18 protein-coding genes and 2 pseudogenes are annotated in these 20,380 nt (G+C 58.2%); 13 read left to right on the top strand and 7 right to left on the bottom strand.

Annotated elements, in window-relative coordinates; translation table 11 throughout:
• Positions 1–97: 97 nt before the first annotated feature.
• The 5 genes and pseudogenes from ACI2JR_RS06425 to ACI2JR_RS06405 form a co-directional block, all read right to left on the bottom strand.
• Positions 98–256: pseudogene (locus ACI2JR_RS06425) on the bottom strand (PTS transporter subunit EIIB); the annotation flags it as partial.
• Between the two features lie 143 nt (positions 257–399).
• Positions 400–1,323 (bottom strand): aminoimidazole riboside kinase, encoded by a 924-nt coding sequence (locus tag ACI2JR_RS06420; RefSeq protein ID WP_462478140.1) that lies wholly within the window; start codon positions 1,321–1,323, stop codon positions 400–402.
• Positions 1,324–1,465: 142 nt separating this feature from the next.
• A complete protein-coding gene (locus ACI2JR_RS06415; protein WP_462478139.1) occupies positions 1,466–2,269 on the bottom strand; it encodes an ABC transporter ATP-binding protein in 804 nt (267 codons plus the stop codon).
• On the bottom strand, positions 2,266–3,294 hold the full coding sequence (locus tag ACI2JR_RS06410) for a FecCD family ABC transporter permease (protein ID WP_165905692.1): 1,029 nt from the start codon (positions 3,292–3,294) through the stop codon (positions 2,266–2,268). Before ACI2JR_RS06410 ends, ACI2JR_RS06415 begins: the two co-directional genes overlap by 4 nt.
• 60 nt (positions 3,295–3,354) lie before the next feature.
• A complete protein-coding gene (locus ACI2JR_RS06405; RefSeq protein ID WP_462478138.1) occupies positions 3,355–4,473 on the bottom strand; it encodes an ABC transporter substrate-binding protein in 1,119 nt (372 codons plus the stop codon).
• Positions 4,474–4,744: 271 nt separating this feature from the next.
• Between ACI2JR_RS06405 and ACI2JR_RS06400 the strand changes: the two genes are divergently transcribed.
• The 6 genes from ACI2JR_RS06400 to ACI2JR_RS06375 all read left to right on the top strand — a co-directional run bounded on the left by ACI2JR_RS06400 (position 4,745) and on the right by ACI2JR_RS06375 (position 9,602).
• Complete coding sequence (locus ACI2JR_RS06400) at positions 4,745–5,167, top strand: hypothetical protein (RefSeq protein ID WP_132728680.1); 423 nt, start codon at positions 4,745–4,747, stop codon at positions 5,165–5,167.
• Between the two features lie 209 nt (positions 5,168–5,376).
• The gene (locus tag ACI2JR_RS06395) at positions 5,377–5,859 is read left to right on the top strand and encodes an RcnB family protein (protein ID WP_132728682.1); all 483 of its coding nucleotides are present in this window, start codon (positions 5,377–5,379) and stop codon (positions 5,857–5,859) included.
• Positions 5,860–5,885: 26 nt separating this feature from the next.
• Complete coding sequence (locus ACI2JR_RS06390; protein ID WP_462478137.1) at positions 5,886–6,161, top strand: hypothetical protein; 276 nt, start codon at positions 5,886–5,888, stop codon at positions 6,159–6,161.
• A 380-nt stretch (positions 6,162–6,541) separates the two neighbouring features.
• Positions 6,542–7,720 carry a M20 aminoacylase family protein gene (locus tag ACI2JR_RS06385; protein ID WP_132728686.1) on the top strand — a complete coding sequence of 393 codons (1,179 nt, stop codon included), beginning with the start codon at positions 6,542–6,544 and terminating at the stop codon, positions 7,718–7,720.
• Positions 7,721–7,739: 19 nt separating this feature from the next.
• Positions 7,740–8,516: an ABC transporter substrate-binding protein gene (locus tag ACI2JR_RS06380; protein WP_132728688.1), complete on the top strand. Its 777-nt coding sequence runs from the start codon at positions 7,740–7,742 to the stop codon at positions 8,514–8,516.
• Between the two features lie 132 nt (positions 8,517–8,648).
• Positions 8,649–9,602, top strand: a complete 954-nt coding sequence (locus ACI2JR_RS06375; protein ID WP_132728690.1) for an aldo/keto reductase — start codon at positions 8,649–8,651, stop codon at positions 9,600–9,602.
• Between the two features lie 47 nt (positions 9,603–9,649).
• Here ACI2JR_RS06375 and ACI2JR_RS06370 read toward each other — a convergent pair.
• Positions 9,650–9,915: pseudogene (locus tag ACI2JR_RS06370) on the bottom strand (MoaF C-terminal domain-containing protein); the annotation flags it as partial.
• A gap of 314 nt (positions 9,916–10,229) precedes the next feature.
• Here ACI2JR_RS06370 and ACI2JR_RS06365 point away from each other — a divergent pair.
• From ACI2JR_RS06365 to ACI2JR_RS06340, 6 genes are all read left to right on the top strand, one after another.
• The gene (locus ACI2JR_RS06365; protein WP_462478136.1) at positions 10,230–11,312 is read left to right on the top strand and encodes a YncE family protein; all 1,083 of its coding nucleotides are present in this window, start codon (positions 10,230–10,232) and stop codon (positions 11,310–11,312) included.
• A gap of 56 nt (positions 11,313–11,368) precedes the next feature.
• Positions 11,369–13,567 (top strand): TonB-dependent receptor, encoded by a 2,199-nt coding sequence (locus ACI2JR_RS06360; protein ID WP_462478135.1) that lies wholly within the window; start codon positions 11,369–11,371, stop codon positions 13,565–13,567.
• Positions 13,568–13,716: 149 nt separating this feature from the next.
• Positions 13,717–15,093: a phenylalanine transporter gene (gene pheP / locus ACI2JR_RS06355; RefSeq protein WP_462478134.1), complete on the top strand. Its 1,377-nt coding sequence runs from the start codon at positions 13,717–13,719 to the stop codon at positions 15,091–15,093.
• A 189-nt stretch (positions 15,094–15,282) separates the two neighbouring features.
• Entirely contained in the window at positions 15,283–16,488 is a 1,206-nt protein-coding gene (locus tag ACI2JR_RS06350) for an MFS transporter (RefSeq protein WP_165905693.1), read from the top strand.
• Between the two features lie 15 nt (positions 16,489–16,503).
• The gene (locus tag ACI2JR_RS06345) at positions 16,504–17,532 is read left to right on the top strand and encodes a sugar phosphate isomerase/epimerase family protein (RefSeq protein WP_462478133.1); all 1,029 of its coding nucleotides are present in this window, start codon (positions 16,504–16,506) and stop codon (positions 17,530–17,532) included.
• Positions 17,529–18,680: a Gfo/Idh/MocA family protein gene (locus tag ACI2JR_RS06340; protein WP_462478132.1), complete on the top strand. Its 1,152-nt coding sequence runs from the start codon at positions 17,529–17,531 to the stop codon at positions 18,678–18,680. Before ACI2JR_RS06345 ends, ACI2JR_RS06340 begins: the two co-directional genes overlap by 4 nt.
• A 39-nt stretch (positions 18,681–18,719) precedes the next feature.
• On the opposite strand, the gene ACI2JR_RS06335 is transcribed toward ACI2JR_RS06340, so the two are convergent.
• On the bottom strand, positions 18,720–19,136 hold the full coding sequence (locus ACI2JR_RS06335; protein ID WP_462478131.1) for an Exc2 family lipoprotein: 417 nt from the start codon (positions 19,134–19,136) through the stop codon (positions 18,720–18,722).
• A gap of 262 nt (positions 19,137–19,398) precedes the next feature.
• On the opposite strand from ACI2JR_RS06335, the gene ACI2JR_RS06330 reads away from it, so the two are divergent.
• Positions 19,399–20,379 (top strand): LacI family DNA-binding transcriptional regulator, encoded by a 981-nt coding sequence (locus ACI2JR_RS06330; protein WP_462478130.1) that lies wholly within the window; start codon positions 19,399–19,401, stop codon positions 20,377–20,379.
• Position 20,380 lies beyond the last annotated feature (1 nt).

The following is a 20,380-nucleotide window of genomic DNA, read 5'->3' as shown; positions in this document are numbered from 1 at the left end:
TGCATGGACGCAGCGGCCAGTAGCAGAATGTCGTCGGGCGCTGCGCCGTTGAATACGATCTGCGCGGGATAGCGCGGGAAGCAGCGGCAGCCCATCACCCCTTTATCCCCTCAATTTTGCCGATGGCCTGCTGCCTGGCCAGCGCGCCATTCACCAGAACCAGGCGCAGCCGCGTGGCGCAGTGTGCGGCGCTGGCAATATTGTCCTTACCCCCCAGAAGCGGAAGCCGCGAGCGGGAAATCTGCTGAAAATCCATAATCCCCTCTGAATGCATGATTATTTTTGCGCAACTGACGGTGCGGATTGCGCCCGTCGCGGCGGCGTGGGTTATGTTGGCTAAACCGGTTTAATCAGTGTGGCGGAGATAACAAAGCGGGCCGCAATATCGGCCCGTGAGAATCAGAACTGACGGTTAAGATCGCGCTGGTAGGGCAGGGCGGTCATGGCGCCTTTGGCGGTGGTCGCCAGCGCTCCGCAGGTTTGCGCCAGCGTAATGGCGGGTTCCAGTGTCGCCGCATCCGTCGGCATGCCGCGGTCGGCCAGGCTGGCGAGCAGCCCGGCAACGAAGGCGTCGCCGGCACCGGTGGTATCAACGCTGACCACCGGCCTGGCCGCAAAACGCGTCACCTGCCGCTGGAAAGCGGCGAGTACGCCCGCTTTGCCCTGGGTAACCAGCAGCAGCGCGGGCCGATAGCGCTGGGTCAGGGTGGCGATCCCCTGCTCAAGATCGTGGCTGCCGCTGATGAACACCAGCTCTTCCTCGGAAAGTTTCACCACGTCGGCCAGCGCGAGGGCTCGATCGAGGCTGGCGTGCAGCAGTTCCACATCCTGCCACAGATCGGGGCGGATATTCGGGTCAAAGCTGACCCGCCCCCCGGCATGTTTGATCTGTTCCATCGCGGTGAACGTGGTGCTGCGGCTCGGTTCGGCGCTCAGCGCGATAGAGCAGACGTGCAGCCACTGGTCTGGGGCAAACGCCGGGAGATCCTCCGGCTGCAGAAACAGGTCCGCGCTGGGGCGAACCATGAAAGTAAAGGTTCTTTCGCCCTGATCGTCGAGATCGACCACCACGGTAGAGGTCCGATGCCGCGCATCGCGCTGCATATAGCGAATATCCACCTGCTCCTGGCTGAGCGTTTGCTGCATAAAGCGGCCAAAGGGATCGTCGCCGACGCGGCCAATAAACCCGCTATGGCCACCCAGGCGGGCGATACCCACCGCGACGTTGGCCGGCGCGCCGCCGGGGCACTGCAGCAGGCGTCCTCCGCTTTCCGGCAGCAGATCGACAACCGCATCCCCAAGAACCCATACTTTTGCATTCATGCTGATTTCACCTCAATGCTAAACTAAGTTAAACCGGTTTAGCTTATTAAAACATAGCTTGCTGACGATCGGAACGCGGCGATCGAGAAAGTGCGAGGCAGGGCAAAAAAATAGCTCTACTGACGCGGCGCCGGAGGCAAGCTTACGCCGCCGTCCGGGCCAGACCGTCGATAATCACCTGCATGATCCCCTGCGAACAGGGTTCGATACGCCCGCGTACGCCGTATACCGCGGCGAGTATCTCCGGGGTAATGACCTGCGAAGGGGCTCCGTCGGCCAGCAGCTGTCCCTCTTTTAGCATCAACACATGATCGGCATGACGCAGGGCGATATTAATGTCGTGGACCACCACCAGGGTGATGATATTACGGCTGCGGGTCTCCCTGCGCACCAGATCCATCACGTGAAACTGATAGTTCAAATCCAGGGCGCTGAGGGGTTCATCCAGTAGCAGCAACGCCGGCTGGCGGATAAGCGACTGGGCCAGACCGACGAGCTGTTTCTGCCCGCCGGAAAGCTGGTCAAGGTAGCTCAACGCCAGGTGCTCAATACCCAGCTGGCGCAGCAGGGACATCACCTCCGCCTGCTTATCCGGGCGCATAAAACCCCCGGCGGCGCGCTGGGCGACGATAATCGACTCCAGTACGTGCAGATGGACGCCCGCAGGCAGCGTTTGCGGCAGATAAACCACTTTTTCCGCGCGGCGGGCGAACGGCAGCGCCAGCAGATTTTCCCCGGCCAGCGACAATTCCCCCGTCGACGGACCGAGGCCCGCCATCGCCCGCATCAGGGTCGATTTTCCACTGCCGTTAGGGCCGAGAAGGGCGGTGATTTGACCGCGCGGCAGGTGAGGGACCGTCAGATCGCGGATAACCTGACGTTTCGGATAGCCGGCGCTGAAGCGGGTGAGCGCCAGCCCCGGCGGCGCAGCGGTATACTGGGTCATACGTTCCCCCGGTGGCGTAAAATAATACTCAGGAAAAAGGGGACTCCGACCAGCGAGGTGACGATACCCACCGGAATAATGGCGCCGGGGATCAGGTTCTTCGACGCCACCGACGCCAGCGAGAGTACCAGGGCGCCGATGAAGGCGCTGGCGGGCAGATAAAAGCGATGGTCTTCGCCAAAAATCAGGCGCGCGATATGCGGGGCGACGAGGCCGATAAAACCAATCGGGCCGACGAAGGCTACCGCCAGCGCCGACAGGATGCTGATGCGCAGTAGCGTGGTCAGCCGCAGGCGGCGAACGTTAATGCCGAAGCTGATGGCCCGGTCTTCGCCGAGGCGCAACGCGGTCAGTTTCCACGCGCTCATCATCGAGAGCGGCATGACCACCGCCAGTACGGCCAGTAAAATTCCCACCTTTTGCCATGAGGCGCGATCGATACTGCCCATGGTCCAGAACACCAGCCCCTGTAAGGTATCTTCGTTAGCCACAAACTGCAGCATCGACACCAGCGCGTTAAAGGTAAAGACCAGCGCGATACCAAACAGGATCACCCCGGAGGTGGCCACCTGGGTCCAGCGGGTAATTCCATCCAGCAGCAGAGCCGCCAGCAGGGCGAAGATAAAGGCATTGGCGGAGATAAACCACTGGCTGGGGATCCCCGGAATGCCAATCCCGAGGACGATGGCCAGCGCCGCGCCGAACGCCGCCGCCGAAGAGACACCAAGGGTAAAGGGGCTGGCGAGCGGGTTATTGAGGATGGTCTGCATCTCCGCGCCGGCGAGACCGAGCGCGAGCCCTACCACCACCGCCATCAGGGCGTAAGGCAGACGAATATCCCAGACGATCGCCCGCGTTCCGGCGTTCGCGCTGTCGGGGTCCGTCAGGGTTTGCCACAGCGTATGCAGCGGCATTCCGGAAGGCCCCATCATGAAGTCGAGCAGCAGCGAAGCGCCGATCAGCAGAAGTAACAGCAGCATAAAAGCGATGCGGCGGCGCAGGATCCGGCGATAGTTTAGCATCACCTCATCAGCTTCCAGCTTCAGAGCGTCGATGGCGGGTTCTGTGGTCGCACTCATGGGCGTTTACTCACCTTGTTTCCAGGAGAAGACGAACGGCAGATCGGGCAACGTGGTGAAGTGACGCACGATGTAGCGATAGGTCTCGTCCGGGTTCAGGGTGCTAAAAGAGTGCGGATAGATATCTTTCGCCAGATATTCCATGCCGACGATATTCCACGGATGATTGTAGAAATGGTGGTAAACTCCGTAGGCACGCTGCGCTTGCACCGCCGGGATCTCGCTGACGCCGGTACGCGCTAGCAGCTTCTGCCCCTGGGCGTTAACCGCCTGCTGGCTGACCTGGTAACCTAACGGCAGCACCTGACTGTTGCCGCGTTTCGAGCCGGTCATGATGTAAGCATCGGGTTTCAGACTGATAATTTTTTCCAGCGCCGCAAAACCGGAGGCGCCTGGCAGAACCTGTGAGCCAATATTATTGGCGCCTACCGCTTCCACCAGACCACCCCAGCCGCTGTGACCGTGGGTAAAGCAGCAGGCGTCGCTGTTCCCGGCCAACGCTTCGACAAACACCGTGGCTTTCGGCGACAGGGTGGCCGTTTTCTGCTGGATTGCCTGCAGGTGCTGACGATAGTAATCGGTATAGGCTTTGGCCTGGCTCTCGCGGTTGAGCACCCGGCCAAGCAGATCGATACTTGGGGCGGTATCTTTGGCAGGATTCACTTCATAATCAACAAATAACACCGGAATATTCAGCGCAGCGAGCTTACTGATAACGCCGCTTTCCGTCAGCGCGGGCTTAGCGCGCAGCTGAGCAATCATCAGATCGGGCTGGCGGGAGAGGACGCTTTCGAGGTCGACATTGCCTTTGTCGCTAAAACCCATATCAAGAATCGTCGCCGACTGCGGCCACTTGTGCTGTAGCATTTCCCAGGTAGCCACGTCCTGTTTCTTTGCCAGGTTATTCCAGGCCACGACCCGTTGAAAAGGGTTATCGCGGTCCAGCAGCGCCAGCGTCATCAGGTCTCGTCCATCCTGCAGAATGACGCGCTGCGGCTCGTGCTGGAGGGTAATACTGCGGTCGTCGAGGTCGGTTACCGTGAGGGGATACTGCGTGGCGTAGCTGAAAAAGGGGGTTGCGATCAAGGCTGTAAAAATAAATGAGCTTACTGATTTTCTTGCCATAAGGTGAGTTCCGTTTGCGAATTTATAAATATAATGATTTTGATAATTATTCGCGGCTGAAAATAAACGGCAGGTATATGAGGCCGGAATTTCATAAAATGTAACAAACTTGTTAGGGCTAACGGGCTGCCAGAGGCGCGGCGGTGGACTAGTCTGAAAAGCCGATGGGAAGCGCAAAGGATGGTTTTAAGAACTATCCCTAAAGTCATCACCAGAATCTTATGCCATGATGGTGACGACTCATAACATTAAGCACGTTAGAGAGGAAATTATGAAAAAAGCAATGATTGCGTTATCTGCGATTCTGGTAGCAGCCCCTGTTTTGGCTGCGACAACACACGCTACTGATGACACCGTCGCGGCGGCCCATGAAGGGGCTAATACCGCGAAGGAAAAACTGCACCAGGCTCAGAACGAAGGCGATGAGCTGAAGCTGAAATCGGAACACGCGGCGCAAGGTAAAAGCGACAGCGTCGGCAGCCAGGTGAGCGAAGGCGCGCAGAAAACCTGGAATAAGACCAAAGAAGGGACCGAGAAGGGTTGGGACAAGACCAAAGAAGGGACCGAAAAAGGCTGGAATAAAACCAAGGCCGCCACCGAAAAAGGGTGGGATAAAACCAAAGAAGGCGCCGCCAAAGGCTGGGATAAAACCAGGCAGGGTGCTGAAGACTTAAAAAATAAAGTCACTGAATAATCACTGCCGGTTCGTTATAAAAAGGTCGCGAAAGCGGCCTTTTTTGTTCCTCATGATCTCATCCCTCTGCTTCCTGCCTCTCTCGCCTGGTTATCCTTTTCGCGTCGGAGACGCTTCACCAGCCTGCCAGGAATCGTCCTGGTTATCCTGATATTCACTGTTTCTCCACATTGCGGCGGTACAAAAGGAGATATATCAGGAGGTGTACAATGAAAAAGATGATTTCTCTGGCTGTGATCGTATCCTGCGTATTGAGTTCGTTGGCGTATGCCGAAGGGCCGAATGACAACCGCAACCCTGGCCAGCAGCAGGAGTGGCAGAAGGGCGCTGGCCACGGTGGTCAGGACGGTAATCGTCAGCAGGGGCCGGGTAATAATGGCCCGCAGGGGTATGCCGATAACCGTGGCGCGGATCGCGGCAATCACGGCAACGGCCGGGCGCAGGGCCAGTCCCATCCGGATCGCCACGAACAAGATCGCTTTACCTGGAACGGCAACGATTTCCGTAAAGGGCAGCCGGCGCCGGAGCATTTCCGCGGCAATGACTATCGGATCAGTGACTGGAACGATCGCGGCCTGCCGCGGCCCCCTCAGGGTCAGCACTGGTCATACATTAACGGCAACTATGTCCTGATTGCGGCAGCCACCGGCATCATTACCTCTATTCTGGTGAACGGCGCGCTGAGTCGCTGATCCCCCTGCCACGACATCTGACCACCATGAGCTCCTCTCTCGTCACGGGAGAGGGGACGCCCTGCGGAGTGATGCGCTTTTTTATTCAGCCCGTCATCCGGGCAGGACTTATCACCGTTGACCACTGCCTGCACGGTAAGGCCTTTCCCGGTAAGTTCGTACGCCTTACTTTCGACGGCAGCGAAGAGATCTCGTGGGCGACGCCGTTTGCCGAGGCGGCGGCCGGTGCGAACCCGGTATCATCATATTTCGCCGCGCCGTTGGTTTCCGCACCGTTCATAAATATGCTGTTCTCAGTGTGATATTTGTAGAATAAACATGTGTTAATAATCTCTTATTTAAATGTTTATATTTTAATATAGCCCTGAGTTTAGTCTATTTCACTGTTAATGGCTTACTTAATAGCATGGCCTCTTTGGCTTATTCTCCTGCCGACACACATTGGATTTCATCTGGCGCTATGCCGGGTAACTCTCTGAATAATCATTAGTAAATGAGATGAGGCCGGTTCCAGAAATCAGAAATCTTGCTTGCATTCAACGCTTATCCAGATAAGTTATGGAGTCTGAGTATCTTCGCCATACGTTAATCTGCAGGTGTGCTGGCTTTCTCACTGACCTGGCCGCCCGTGGCCTGATGCCTGAATTATGCAGAATATTGATTCTATTTCCCGGAGACCGGCATGACCGATTTTGTGATTCCCGAAATTAAAGCAGCTGAAGAAGAAATGATTGCGATCCGTCATTATTTGCATGCCCATCCGGAATTAAGTCTGGAAGAGTTTAATACCAGTGAGCTGGTGGCGGGGAAACTGGCGGAATGGGGCTATACGGTGACCCGCGATGTGGGGAAAACCGGGGTGGTGGGGACCTTAACCAAAGGCAACTCGCCGCGGACCATCGGGCTACGCGCCGACATGGATGCGCTGCCGATCTTTGAAACCACCGAATTACCGTGGGCCAGCACCGTGCCGGGCAAAATGCATGCCTGCGGTCATGACGGCCACACCACCATTCTGCTGGCGGCGGCGAAATATATCGCCTCGCCGGCCTGCCAGTTTAACGGCACGGTACATCTGATTTTCCAGCCGGCGGAAGAGGCTATCGGCGGCGCCGACCTGATGATTAAAGACGGCCTGTTTGAACGCTTCCCGTGCGATTGCGTATTCGCCCTGCACAATATGCCGGGGCTGCCGGTCGGCAAGCTGGGCTTTTATGCCGGCAACTTTATGGCTTCGGCCGATACGGTCAAGATCACCATCCATGGCTATGGCGGCCACGGCGCTCATCCTGACCGTGCGGTCGATCCGATTCTGACCGGTTCCGCGTTGGTGATGGCGCTGCAAAGTATTGTGGCCCGCAACGTGCCGCCGGGGGAAACCGCCGTGGTGACCGTCGGGACCTTCCAGGCGGGGATCGCTTCCAACGTGATCCCGGAAAGTGCGGTGATGGAGCTGACCGTGCGGGCGATGAAGCCCGAAGTGCGCGATCTGCTGATTAGACGCATTACCGAGATCGCCGGGTTCACCGCCAAAAGCTACGGCGCAACCAGCGAGATTGAGGTCTATGACTCCTATCCGGTGCTGACCAACAGCGCGGACGAAACCGCCTTCGCCAAAGCGCTAGCCCTGGAAGTTTTTGGCAGCGAGCAGGTGCTGCCGGCGATTTCGCCGATGAACGCCAGCGAGGATTTCGCCTTTATGCTGCAGGCGCGTCCGGGCTGCTATTTCCTGCTGGGCAACGGCGAGAAGGGCGGCAAGGGGAGCTGCATGGTGCATAACCCAGGCTATGACTTTAACGATGACATTATTACCACCGGCGCGTCGTTCTTCGCCCGGTTAGTTGAAACACACTGCCGTTGATCTCTGGAGCTCGTAAATAATGAAAAAATCTCTTCTGCTGTGGGTCGCGCTGATGGCGTCAACATCGGCGCTGGCCGCAGAACAAAAGGAAATTCGTTTTGGCGTCGATCCCACTTTTGCGCCGTTTGAATGGAAAGACCCGCAGGGCAAGCTGGCGGGTTTCGATATTGATTTAGGCAACGCCATCTGCCAGCAGCTGCAGGCGAAATGCGTGTGGGTGGAAAGCAACTTCGACGGTATTATTCCGGCGCTGAAGGCGCGCAAATTCGACGCCATTCTCTCCGGTATGTACATGACCGAGAAGCGCAAAGAGCAGATCGCCTTCAGCGATAAGCTGTATAACGGCCCGGTGTTCCTCGTGGCGCGCAAAAATACGCTGACCGGTAATACGCCTGAGCAGCTCAAAGGCAAAACCATCGGTGTGGAACAAGGTTCGGCGCAGGAGACGTACGTCAATCAGCACTGGCGTCCGGCGGGGATTAACATTGTGGCCTACCAGGGCGCCGACAGCGTGGTGCGAGATCTGGAGTCCGGGCGTATCGATGGCGCGGTACTCTCCGGGATGATGGCCGACTACAGCTTCCTGCAGCAGCCGCAGGGGAAAGACTTCGCCTTTGTCGGCGGAAGTTTGCAGGATAATACACTGTTTGGCGCCGGCGCGGCGATTGGTCTGCGCAAAGATGACGAAGCCCTGCGTCAGGAAATTAACGGTGCGATTGCCAAAATTCTTGCCGACGGAACCTATAAAAAACTGTCGGGCAAATATTTTAGCTTTGACGTCTATTCCGGGACATAATGTGGTAATGCGTCCGGCGGGCATCAACCGGCCCGCCGCAAGATTCCTTTTCTGACTATCCAGTGATTGTCCTTTATCAGCCCTCGCGGTGTATCGAAGGATACAGAATATAAGCGATAAGGAGTGCACGGCATGAATACACGTCCATTGGGCAAAACCGGATTTTCCATCGCCCCGCTGGTCTTCGGCGGCAACGTTTTTGGCTGGACCTGCGATGAAAAAACCAGTTTTGCCATTCTTGATGCTTTTGTCGACCACGGCTTTGATGCCATTGATACCGCGGATGTTTACTCCCGCTGGGCGGATGGCAATCAGGGGGGAGAGTCTGAAACCATTATCGGCCGCTGGCTCCAGGCGCGGCCTGCCATGCGTGATAAGGTAAAAATCTTCACTAAGGTAGGCTCTGATCTAGGGCTTCCCGGGCAAAAAGGGCTGAAAAAAGCCTGGATCCAACAGGCGGTGGACGATTCGCTGCGCCGTCTGAATACCGATTATATCGATCTTTACTTTGCCCACTGGCCGGACCCGGAAACGCCGGTCGCCGAGACCCTGGACGCTTTTCAGGCCCTCCAGCAGGCGGGAAAAATTCGTGCGATGGGGGCATCCAACCTTGATGCGCAGCAGCTTTCCACCGCGCTGGAAGTAGCGCGTAAAGAGGGGCTGCCGGCCTGGCAGGTGCTACAGCCGGAATATAACCTTTATCACCGTTCCGCGTTCGAAGGCGCGCTTTGCGACCTGTGCATCAGCCGTGAGATTGGCGTTGTCACCTATTACAGCCTGGCTTCCGGTTTCTTAACCGGTAAATATCGCCAGCAGTCCGATCTGGCGCAGAGTCAGCGCGGTGGCGGCATCGGTAAATATCTTAATCCGCGCGGAATACGCATTATCGACACCCTGGAAGAGGTCGCCGGCCAGCACAATGCCAAACCGGCAGAAGTGGCGCTGGCCTGGCTGATGAGCCGCGAAGGGGTCACGGCGCCGATCGCCAGCGCGACCAGCGTGTCCCAGGTGGAGAGCTTTGCGCGGGCGGCGCATCTGACGCTGAATGCCGCTCAGCTCGCCCGCCTGGAGATTGCCAGCGCCTGATCGTCTCGTGCCGGAGCCTTCAGGCTCCGGCGTTTCCCCGATGATACGTGGTGTGTCATATTCAGCATTTGCGCGCTGGCTCCCTGCGGGAAATTGCTCAGCGCGGCAAAATCGCTTCCCTGATAGCCCATGATCTTACCGTCGGTGCGCGCCTGTTGCAGATCGATCGGGATCCCCCCGCGTTGGAATGATTTTTTCGCGCCAGACAAACAGCGTCAGATCGTCGGCCACCTGCAGATTGTGGCAACCCGACATCCGTCAGCCCTTTCTCCACGCCGTCCAGACACTGTCAGGCATAGACGTTGTCGTTGAGAGAAGCCGTTTGCTCCTGCGAGGCGGCGGTCAGCGGCACATTCGCGGATGCGCTTCGCAACTTAATGTCCGGAAATCAGTGGATTATCGCTTTTGCCTATCCCGGGCGCGATTAGGCTTGCGCTCAATAAGATAATGAGTATAGTTCTCATTCTTCTTTTTGTTTGCAGGCTGAGTATGGAATAACCTGCGCCAGTGAGTCGCTCACAAGGAAACAGCGAAGGCGTAGGGTGGGCTCAGCGTTACAAGGCCGGAAAATAACAATATCGGCACGGAGCTACCACCGGGTTATTGATTTTGTTAAGGATTTCTACAATGAAACACACCATCCCGGCATTAGCCCTGGCGATTTCTGCGGTCTTAAGCGGCTGCGCAGCCACCCGCTCCACTCCTGCTATCCCTGCCGCTGTCGAGAAAAGCGCAGCCACCGTCGGACAACCGTTAAAACGTGAACTGGCTGACGGGCTGTATGAAATGGCGCTCAGCCCGCAGGGCGACGCCCTGTACGTGGCAAGCGCCGAAGGTTTTAAAGATGTGCAGGGCGGGGCCGTTTACAAGCTCGACCCGAAGACCCTGAAGACCCTCGGTCTGAGCTATACCGACCTGAAAAATTTCGCCGTACAGATAACGCCGGATGGCAAAACGCTGTTTGTCACGAACTCCCTTGACGGCGGCATCAGCGCCATCGACACCGCAACTGGTAAAGTCAAAAAACGGCTGCTGTTTAGCGAGCGTAATGAAAAGGGCCTGCCTTACGGCGCGCGGCAGATCCTGCTGCTGGATAATACCCTGTACGTCGGCGCTGTCGCCGACCCGGCGCAAATCTGGGTGGTGGATGCCACCACCCTGAAGCTGAAAACGCGGATTAAAAACACCGGCAAGTGGATGACCGGGCTGCACTATTCCGCGCAAACCGGCCGCCTGTACGCCGCCAACGGCAGCGGCGAGATCCTGGTGATTAATCCGCGCAGCAACCGGATTGAACAACGCTGGAAACCGCTGGGCGACAAACCGGCGCTGCTGCTGAACATCGCGGAAGACAGCGAGACCGGGCGCCTGTTTGTGACCGATAACTCGAAGGCGAAAACCACCCTGGTGCTGGATATTCACAGCGGCAAAGTGATTAAGCAGCTGGAGGTGGGTGACTCTTTGGCGGTGCTGTTCAACCCGAAACGCAATGAAATTTATATCTCTCAGCGTGAATCCGGCAAGGTTATCAGCCTCAACGGCACCACCTATGCGCAGAAAAAGCAGTGGGATATCCCGGTTAATCCGAACAGCCTGCTGCTCTCAGCGGATGGTCAGACGCTGTTTGTCACCGTCAAACAGCCGTTCAACAAAGATCACTCGACCAAAGGTCCGGACAGCGTTGCCCGCATCGACCTGAGCGCCCAATAAAAATTCTGGCCCGGCAACGGGCCCTTGCTTTCATTTATCGTCATCACGGACTCATTATGTACACCACCTCTTATTCCTCTTTCCCGCTACGTAAAACGCTGCTGGCGTTAACGATTGGCGCCATCACCCACGCCGCGACAGCGGCGGACAGCAGCAGCGACAACAAGAAAAACGAAGAGGTCATGGTCGTGCAGGCGACCGAAGGCAGCGATTTTAAAGCCGGCGGCGATCTGGTGGTTCCGGCGTTCCTTGACGGGCAAATCGCCCACGGCGGCCGTCTCGGCATGCTTGGCGAACAAAAGGCGATGGACGTACCGTTTAACGTCATCGGCTATACCGCGAAGATGATTCAGGACCAGCAGGCGCAAACCATCGCCGATGTGGTCAACAACGACGCCGGCGTCCAGACGGTGCAGGGGTACGGCAACTTTGCGGAAACCTACCGCATTCGCGGCTTTAAGCTTGATGGCGATGATATGACCATGGGCGGCCTGGCCGGCGTGGTGCCGCGCCAGGTGATGGATACGCAGATGCTGGAACGCGTCGAGGTTTTCAAAGGGGCGAATGGTCTGCTGAACGGCGTGGCCAGTAGCGGCGTCGGTGGGATGATCAACCTCGAACCTAAACGGGCGGAAGAGATGCCGACCACCCGCGTTGGCGTGGACTACACCAGCGATTCTCAGGTCGGCGGCAGTCTCGACGTGGGCCGTCGTTTTGGCGATGATAACCAGTTTGGCGCCCGGGTGAATCTGGTGCACCGCGAAGGCGAAGGCGCGGTGGATAATGACCGGCGCCGAACCACGCTGGCCTCCCTGGGGCTGGACTATCGCGGCGATCGTTTCCGCTCCTCGCTCGATTTTGGCTATCAGAAAAAAACCTTCCACGGCGGGACGATGGGGGTCAATATCAGCGGCGTCGACGTCGTGCCTGCGCTGCCGGATAGCCGTAAGAACTATAGCCAGAAGTGGGGCTACAGCGACATTGAAAGCGAATTCGGCATGGCGAAAGGCGAATATGACCTGACCGACAGCTGGACGTTATACGGCGCCCTCGGCGGCCAGCACTCGCATGAAACCGGCATCTATAGCGCGCCGAAGCTGGTTAATGAAAACGGCGATGCCACCGTCGGTCGTCTGGATACTAACCGCATTATCGACGCCATTAGCGGGATGGGCGGCGTACGCGGCAATTTCACCACCGGCGCCATTTCGCATCAGGTCAACGTCGGATATGCCGCGCAGGTCAGAACCGACGCTACCGCCTGGCGGATGTCGGCCAACAACCCGGCCACTAACATCTATGACAATCACGATGTGGCGATGCCGGACAACGCCTACTTTGGCGGTAACTACTTCGATCCGCTGACCACTTCGCGCAGCCGTACTCAGGGCTGGCTGTTGAGCGACACCCTGGGCTTCTTTAACGACAAAGTGCTGCTCACCGCCGCCGCGCGTCATCAGAAAGTGGTGGTGCGTAACTACAGTAACAGCACCGGAGTGGAAGAGACCTCCTCGCGTTATACCCAGAGCCGCTGGACGCCGACGGTAGGGCTGGTTTACAAACCGTGGGACACGCTGTCGCTGTATGCCAACCATACCGAAGCTCTGCAGCCAGGGAGCGTGGCGCCGAACACCGCGGCAAACGCCGGGCAGAGCACCGGGATCGCCCATTCGAAACAGAATGAGGTGGGGGTGAAAATGGATTACGGCACTCTCGGCGGGTCGCTGGCGCTGTTTGAAATTACTAAGCCCAACGCGATCTCTGACGCCAATCGCCGCTACGGCCTGGATGGCGAGCAGCGTAACCGCGGCGCCGAGCTGAACGTCTTTGGCGAGCCGGTACTGGGGCTGCGCCTGAACGGCAGCGTGCAGTGGCTGGATCCGCAGCAGACCAAAACCGCCGGCGGCGTCAACGACGGTAAAGATGCCATCGGGGTGTCTAAATTCTATGCGGTGCTGGGCGCGGAATATGACATCAAGCCGGTTGAGGGGCTGACGGCGACGGCGCGGTTGAACCATACCGGTTCGCAGTATGCCGATGCGGCGAACAGCAAAAAACTCGATAGCTACACCACTCTCGATCTGGGCGTGCGCTACCGTCTGTCGCTTAATCAGAACCAAAACCAGATGGTGGTTCGTGCGGGCGTGGATAACGTCACCAATGAGAAATACTGGCAGGGTGTTGATGATACCGGCACCTATCTGTTCCAGGGGCAGCCGCGTACCGTCAAGGTCTCAATGAGCTACGATTTCTAAGCGTAAAGCGGGGCGGGCCGCAGCGGCTCGCCCTTTCTCTCCCCTGTTAACCCTCTCCGCTTGTCGCTCCCCGGCGCATCTGTAACTTGAAGTCGGGCGAGCAGAAGTGTTAAAAGGTGCCCCTTCATAAAAACTAACAGGGGATCGACGTGAAAGACGCGTCAACGCAGTCAGATGCCACAGCGGAGCGCGGCCCGACGCTTCATCGCGGTTTACAGAACCGACATATTCAGCTCATTGCCCTTGGCGGCGCTATCGGTACCGGGCTGTTTCTCGGCATCGGGCCGGCGATTCAGATGGCCGGACCGGCCGTGCTGATCGGCTATGCCGTCGCCGGGATCATCGCTTTTCTGATCATGCGCCAGCTTGGCGAAATGGTGGTGGAAGAGCCGGTATCCGGCTCCTTTGCCCACTTTGCGTATAAATACTGGGGCCCGTTTGCCGGCTTTCTCTCCGGCTGGAACTACTGGGTGATGTTCGTGCTGGTGGGGATGGCGGAGCTGACCGCCGCCGGTATCTATATGCAGTACTGGCTCCCGGAGGTACCGACCTGGGTCTGGGCGGCGGCCTTCTTCGCGATCATCAACGCCGTTAACCTCGTTAACGTTCGTCTGTACGGCGAAGCGGAGTTCTGGTTTGCGTTGATTAAAGTGCTGGCGATTATCGGCATGATCGGCTTTGGCCTGTGGATGCTGTTTGGCGGCCACGGCGGCAGCAAAGCGGGGTTCGATAATCTGTGGCGGCACGGCGGCTTCTTCGCCACCGGCTGGCATGGCCTGGTGATGTCGCTGGCGGTGATCATGTTCTCGTTCGGCGGCCTGGAGCTGATTGGCATTACCGCGGCCGAAGCGCAGGATCCGCAAAAAAGCATTCCGAAAGCGGTAAACCAGGTGGTGTACCGTATTCTGCTGTTTTATATCGGTTCGCTGGTGGTGCTGCTGGCGCTCTACCCGTGGGTGGAAATCAAATCCGACAGCAGCCCGTTTGTGATGATATTCCATAATCTGGACAGTAACGTGGTGGCTTCCGCGCTGAATTTCGTCATTCTGGTGGCTTCACTGTCGGTCTATAACAGCGGCGTTTACTCTAATAGCCGGATGCTGTTCGGTCTGTCGGTGCAGGGTAACGCGCCGAAGTTTCTCGCCCGCATCAGCAAGCGCGGCGTGCCGGTGAATTCGCTGATCCTGTCCGGGGTGATCACCTCGCTGGTGGTGCTGTTGAACTATCTGCTGCCGCAAAAAGCGCTGGGCCTGCTGATGGCGCTGGTGGTGGCGACGCTGCTACTGAACTGGATTATGATCTGCATGGCACACCTGAAGTTCCGCGCCGCGCAGCGCCGTAAAGGGCGGGAGTCGAAGTTTAAAGCGCTGCTGGCGCCGGGCGGTAACTATCTCTGCATCGCCTTTCTCGCGCTGATTCTGGTGCTGATGTGCACCATCGACGGCATGCGTCTGTCGGCAATTTTACTGCCGGTATGGATCCTGGTCCTGTTTATCGTCTTTAAGCTGCTGCGCCGCCCGGCGTGACGCCCTGTCGCCCTGACGTTCGTCGGGGCGATCTTGCCTTTTATTGTGATCTTCTTCGCGCTTAGCGTATTTCGCGGAGGAACTTCTTTTTGTAATCGATTACTTTTCATTTCGAAGCGGTTTGTAATCGATTACTTTTTGAGGGCGGTCAAAATGGTATCAACAACTGAAGGTCGTGAAAGTGCCCGCGTGCAGCAGCGGTTTCTGGTGCCGCGCCTGTCGTTAATGATGTTTATGCAGTTTTTTATCTGGGGAAGCTGGTCGGTGACCCTGGGCCTGGTGATGACGCGTTACGAGATGTCGCTGCTGATTGGCGATGCGTTTTCTGCCGGGCCCATCGCCTCGATTCTCTCGCCGTTTGTGCTGGGGATGCTGGTTGACCGCTTCTTTGCCTCACAGAAGGTGATGGCGGCGATGCACCTGGCGGGGGCGGTTATTCTGTGGTTTGTCCCGCAGGCGCTGGTCGCGCAAAATGGCGCGTTGCTCATCGGCCTGCTGTTCGGCTATACGCTGTGCTACATGCCGACGCTGGCGTTGACCAACAATATTGCTTTCCACAGTCTGAACAATGTCGATAAAACTTTCCCGGTGGTGCGTGTCTTTGGCACCATCGGCTGGATCGTCGCCGGGATCTGTATCGGCGTAACCGGGATTTCCGATACCACGGCGATCTTCAAGCTGGCGGCTTTGTGCTCGGTGGCGCTGGCTCTCTATAGTCTGACGTTGCCGCATACCCCGGCGCCGGCGAAAGGCATACCGGTGAAATTTCGCGATCTGCTGTGCGCCGATGCTTTTGCGCTGCTGAAGACCCGCCATTTCTTTATCTTTTCGCTCTGCGCCACCCTGATCTCCATTCCGCTGGGTACCTATTACGCCTTCACCGCCTCCTATCTGGCGGATGCCGGAGTGGCTGATGTCAGCACGGCGATGGCGTTCGGCCAGATGTCCGAAATTGCCTTTATGCTGGTGATCCCGCTGCTGTTTCGTCGCCTGGGGGTGAAATACATGCTGCTGGTCGGGATGGCGGCGTGGTTTGTGCGCTATGCCTTCTTTGCCCTCGGCGTCAGCGAAGAGGGACGTTTTCTGCTTTATCTCGGCATTCTGCTGCACGGCGTGTGCTATGACTTCTTCTTTGTCGTCGGTTTTATCTATACCGATCGCGTCGCGGGCGACAAGGTCAAAGGCCAGGCGCAAAGTATGATCGTTATGTTTACCTACGGCATCGGGATGCTGCTGGGCTCGCAAATTTCCGGGGCGCTGTATCACCAGCTGGTGGCCGGGCAGGCGGTACCGCAGGCGTGGGTGACCTTCTGGTGGATCCCGGCGGTAGCCGCGGCGCTTATCGCGCTGATTTTCCTTTTCTCTTTCCAGTACAACGAGAAAGAGCCGCAATAACAATCGGGAGGAAGTATGAAAACGATCAAGGGACCGGGGATTTTTCTGGCGCAGTTTATCGGCCCGCAGGCGCCGTTTAATACCCTGGAAGGGATTGCGGCCTGGGCCGCCGGCCTTGGCTATCAGGCGCTGCAGATCCCGTGTAATCATCCGGCCATATTTGATGTCGAACGGGCGGCGGCGAGCCAGACCTACTGCGATGAGATTCGCGGGCGGCTGGCGGAGTATGGCCTGACCATCAGCGAGCTCTCCAGCCATCTTGAAGGCCAGCTGGTGGCCGTACATCCGGCCTATGACGCGGCTTTTGACGCCTTTGCCCCCGCTGCGCTGCGCGGTAACCCGCAGGCGCGCCAGCGGTGGGCGGTGGAAAAAGTGCAGCAGGCGGCGGTCGCCTCCGGGCGCCTGGGATTATCGGCCCATGCCACTTTTTCCGGGGCGCTGGCGTGGCCCTATTTTTACCCCTGGCCGCCGCATAACGCGCCGTTGCTGGAGGAGGCATTTGACGAGCTGGCGCGGCGCTGGCGGCCGATCCTCGACGCTTTCGACGAGCAGGGCGTCGATCTGTGTTACGAAATCCACCCGGGGGAAGATTTACATGATGGCGTCACCTTTGAGCGTTTCCTGCGGCGAGTGGAGAACCATCCGCGCTGCAATATGCTCTACGATCCCAGCCACCTGCACCTCCAGCAGATGGACTACCTGGCGTACATCGATATCTATCATTCGCGCATCAAAGCCTTTCACGTCAAAGATGCCGAATTCCGCCGCGATGGCCGCTGCGGGGTATACGGGGGATACCAGCCCTGGCTGCAGCGGGCGGGGCGCTTTCGTTCATTGGGCGACGGGCAGATTGATTTCAAAAGTATTTTCAGCAAGCTGACCGAATACGACTTTGACGGCTGGGCGGTGCTGGAGTGGGAGTGCTGCCTGAAAGAGGCCGAGACCGGGGCGCGGGAGGGCAGCGAGTTTATCCGTCGCCATATCATTCCGGTTTCCGGGCGGGCGTTTGATGATTTTGCGGCGGGAAACGGGGGGCCGGGATGATTCAGGTCGGGATTATCGGCAGCGGGTTTATCGGCCCGGCGCATATTGAAGCCCTGCGCCGGGTGGGCGATATCGAGGTGGTAGCGCTATGCGATAGCCATCTGGCGCAGGCGCAGCAAAAGGCGCGGCAGCTGAATGTGGCCCATGCCTACGGGCGGGTTGAGGATCTACTGGCGCATCCCGGCTTGCAGGTGGTGCATAACTGCACGCCGAACCATCTGCACGCTGAGATTAATCGTCAGGTGCTGCGCGCCGGGCTGCATCTCTTCTCGGAAAAACCGCTGTGCATGCGCCCGGATGAGGCGCGTGAGCTGGTGACGCTGGCGGAAAGCGCCGGCGTGGTACATGGCGTGAGCTTTGTCTACCGCCAGTTCGCCATGGTTCAGCAGGCCGCCAGCATGATGCGCGAGGGGCAGATCGGACGGCTGTTCTCGGCGCACGGCAGCTATTTACAGGACTGGATGCTGCGGCAAAGCGATTACAACTGGCGGGTGGAATCCGCGCTGGGCGGCGCATCGCGGGCGGTGGCGGATATCGGCTCCCACTGGTGCGATACGGTTCAGTTTATAACCGGCCGCCGCATCACCGAGGTGATGGCGGATCTGGCGATCGTCTGGCCGACGCGCCATGCCCCGCCCGCTGGCCACGCCACCTTTGGCCTGCAGGATGAGAAGGCGGGTTATCAGGAACGCCCGGTGGATACGGAAGATATGGGGTCGGTGCTGTTTCGCTTTGATGATGGCAGCAAGGGCTGCTTTACCGTCTCGCAGGTTAGCGCCGGAAGAAAGAACCGTCTGGCGGTGGAAATCAACGGCAGCGTCTGCTCGCTGGCGTGGGATCAGGAGCTCCCGCAGCGGCTGTGGATTGGCCAGCGCGCGCAGCCGAACCAGATGCTCAGCGATGACCCGAGCCTGATGCAGCACGATGTTGCCGCCAGCGCGCATTTCCCCGGCGGGCATAGTGAAGGCTGGCCGGACGCCTTTAAAAATATGATGCTGTACTTCTACCAGGCGGTACGCGCCGGAAAGATGCCGCCAGAAAACCTGCGGTGTTTTGCCTCATTTTATGAAGGGGCGGATGTGATGTATATCATCGATGCGATTGTGCAAAGCCATCAGCAGCAGCGCTGGGTCCGCGTCGGGCGCTAGCCGGAGGATACTGCGCCACCGGCGGTGGCGCAGGGCGTCTTACTTCACCCCGAGATAACCATCCAGATAGGCGCCGGAAAGTTCATTCCCGAACAGGACGGCGTCTTTGTTCTCCATCTCGTTGCTCCACTTATCGCCGGCGTTGCCGGTAAATGAGTGCTGCGTTTGGGCGCCCTTGGTCACCTGCTGCTTAATCGCATCGGCGTTGCGACGGGCATCGCTTTCGCTGACCCCCGCCGTCCGGTCCTGCTTGCCGCGCTGATAGGCTTCGCTGAAGGTCGGCAGATTTAAGCGGTAGTTCTCCTGCTGATTCACCGCAAAATTGCCGCCGACAAAATCGGAACGGTGGGCGACAAAATAGTAGGCGTGACGCTCCGGTGACGATTTGGACGCGGTGCAGCCGCTGAGCGCGGCCAGCGAGCAGCCGAGGGCGAGAAACACGAGTTTACTATTCATTGATGGCATCATCCCTAACGTATTAATAAGTGAAAAGATACTGTTTTTGTCACCGCACCTGCGCGGCTGGCGGGCGGTGTCTGGTATACCTGTAAAATCATCCCTCGTAACGAGCGGGGAAAATAGCCCTGATAATTAATAGCTTCGCGGCACATTAACGAGGGCGGCAACCCGCGCGGCGGCGCTCTTCTGCCGCTGCGCATCCCGGCTTATTTATGATAGCCTGCGCACTATCACCTTCATCGCAGGAAGTGCAGTCTCTATGTCAATTCAGAAAATCGCTCGCCTGGCGGGGGTCTCGGTGGCGACGGTATCGCGGGTGTTGAATAACAGCGATACGGTCAAACCGAAGAACCGCGAACGCGTACTGCAGGCGATTAAAGAGAGCAACTATCAACCTAATCTGCTGGCTCGCCAGCTGCGCACCGCGCGGAGCTACATGATTCTGGTGATGGTATCGAATATCGCCAACCCGTTCTGCGCGGAAGTGGTGAAGGGTATCGAAGAAGAGGCGGAGAAACATGGCTACCGGATCCTGCTGTGTAACTCCGGTTCGGACCTGGCGCGTTCCACCTCCGGGCTGCAGCTGCTGTCGGGAAAAATGGTGGACGGTATTATCACCATGAATGCGCTCTCCAGTCTGCCGGAGCTGACGATGATGATCGGCGACGCGCCGTGGGTGCAGTGCGCGGAATACGCTGACGTCGGCACAATTTCCTGCGTCGGAATTAACGATATTGACGCCGCGCAGGGGGCGGTGACGCGGCTGGCGGAGAGCGGTCACCAGCGAATCGCCCTGATTAACCACGATCTCAGCTATCGCTACGCCCGCCTGCGCGAGCGCGGCTATAAAGACGTGCTCCACGTCCGGGGGCTGGGCTATCAGCATGTGGCCTATGCCAGCGATCTCAGCGCCGCCGCCGGTAAAGCGGCAATGGAAACGCTGCTGGCGTTAACCGAGAGACCGGATGCGGTATTTGCCGTCGCCGACTCTCTGGCGGCAGGCGCGCTGCGCGCGATCGCCCAGGCGGGGCTGCGGGTGCCGGAGGATATTGCGGTGATGGGCTTTGATGGCACGGAACTGGCGGAGATGGTCTCGCCGCAGCTGACCACCGTAGAACAACCTTCGCGAGATATTGGCCGCACGGCGGTGACGCTGTTGCTGAAAAAAATCGACAACCCGGATGCCGCCGCCGAGCGGGTGATGATGGACTGGCGCGTTATTGCCCGCGCCAGCGCCTGAG

The sequence above is a fragment of the Klebsiella sp. NPDC088457 genome (assembly GCF_044900465.1).
Taxonomy (GTDB): Bacteria; Pseudomonadota; Gammaproteobacteria; order Enterobacterales; family Enterobacteriaceae; genus Klebsiella.
This window is presented reverse-complemented; position numbering and strand designations above follow the sequence as displayed.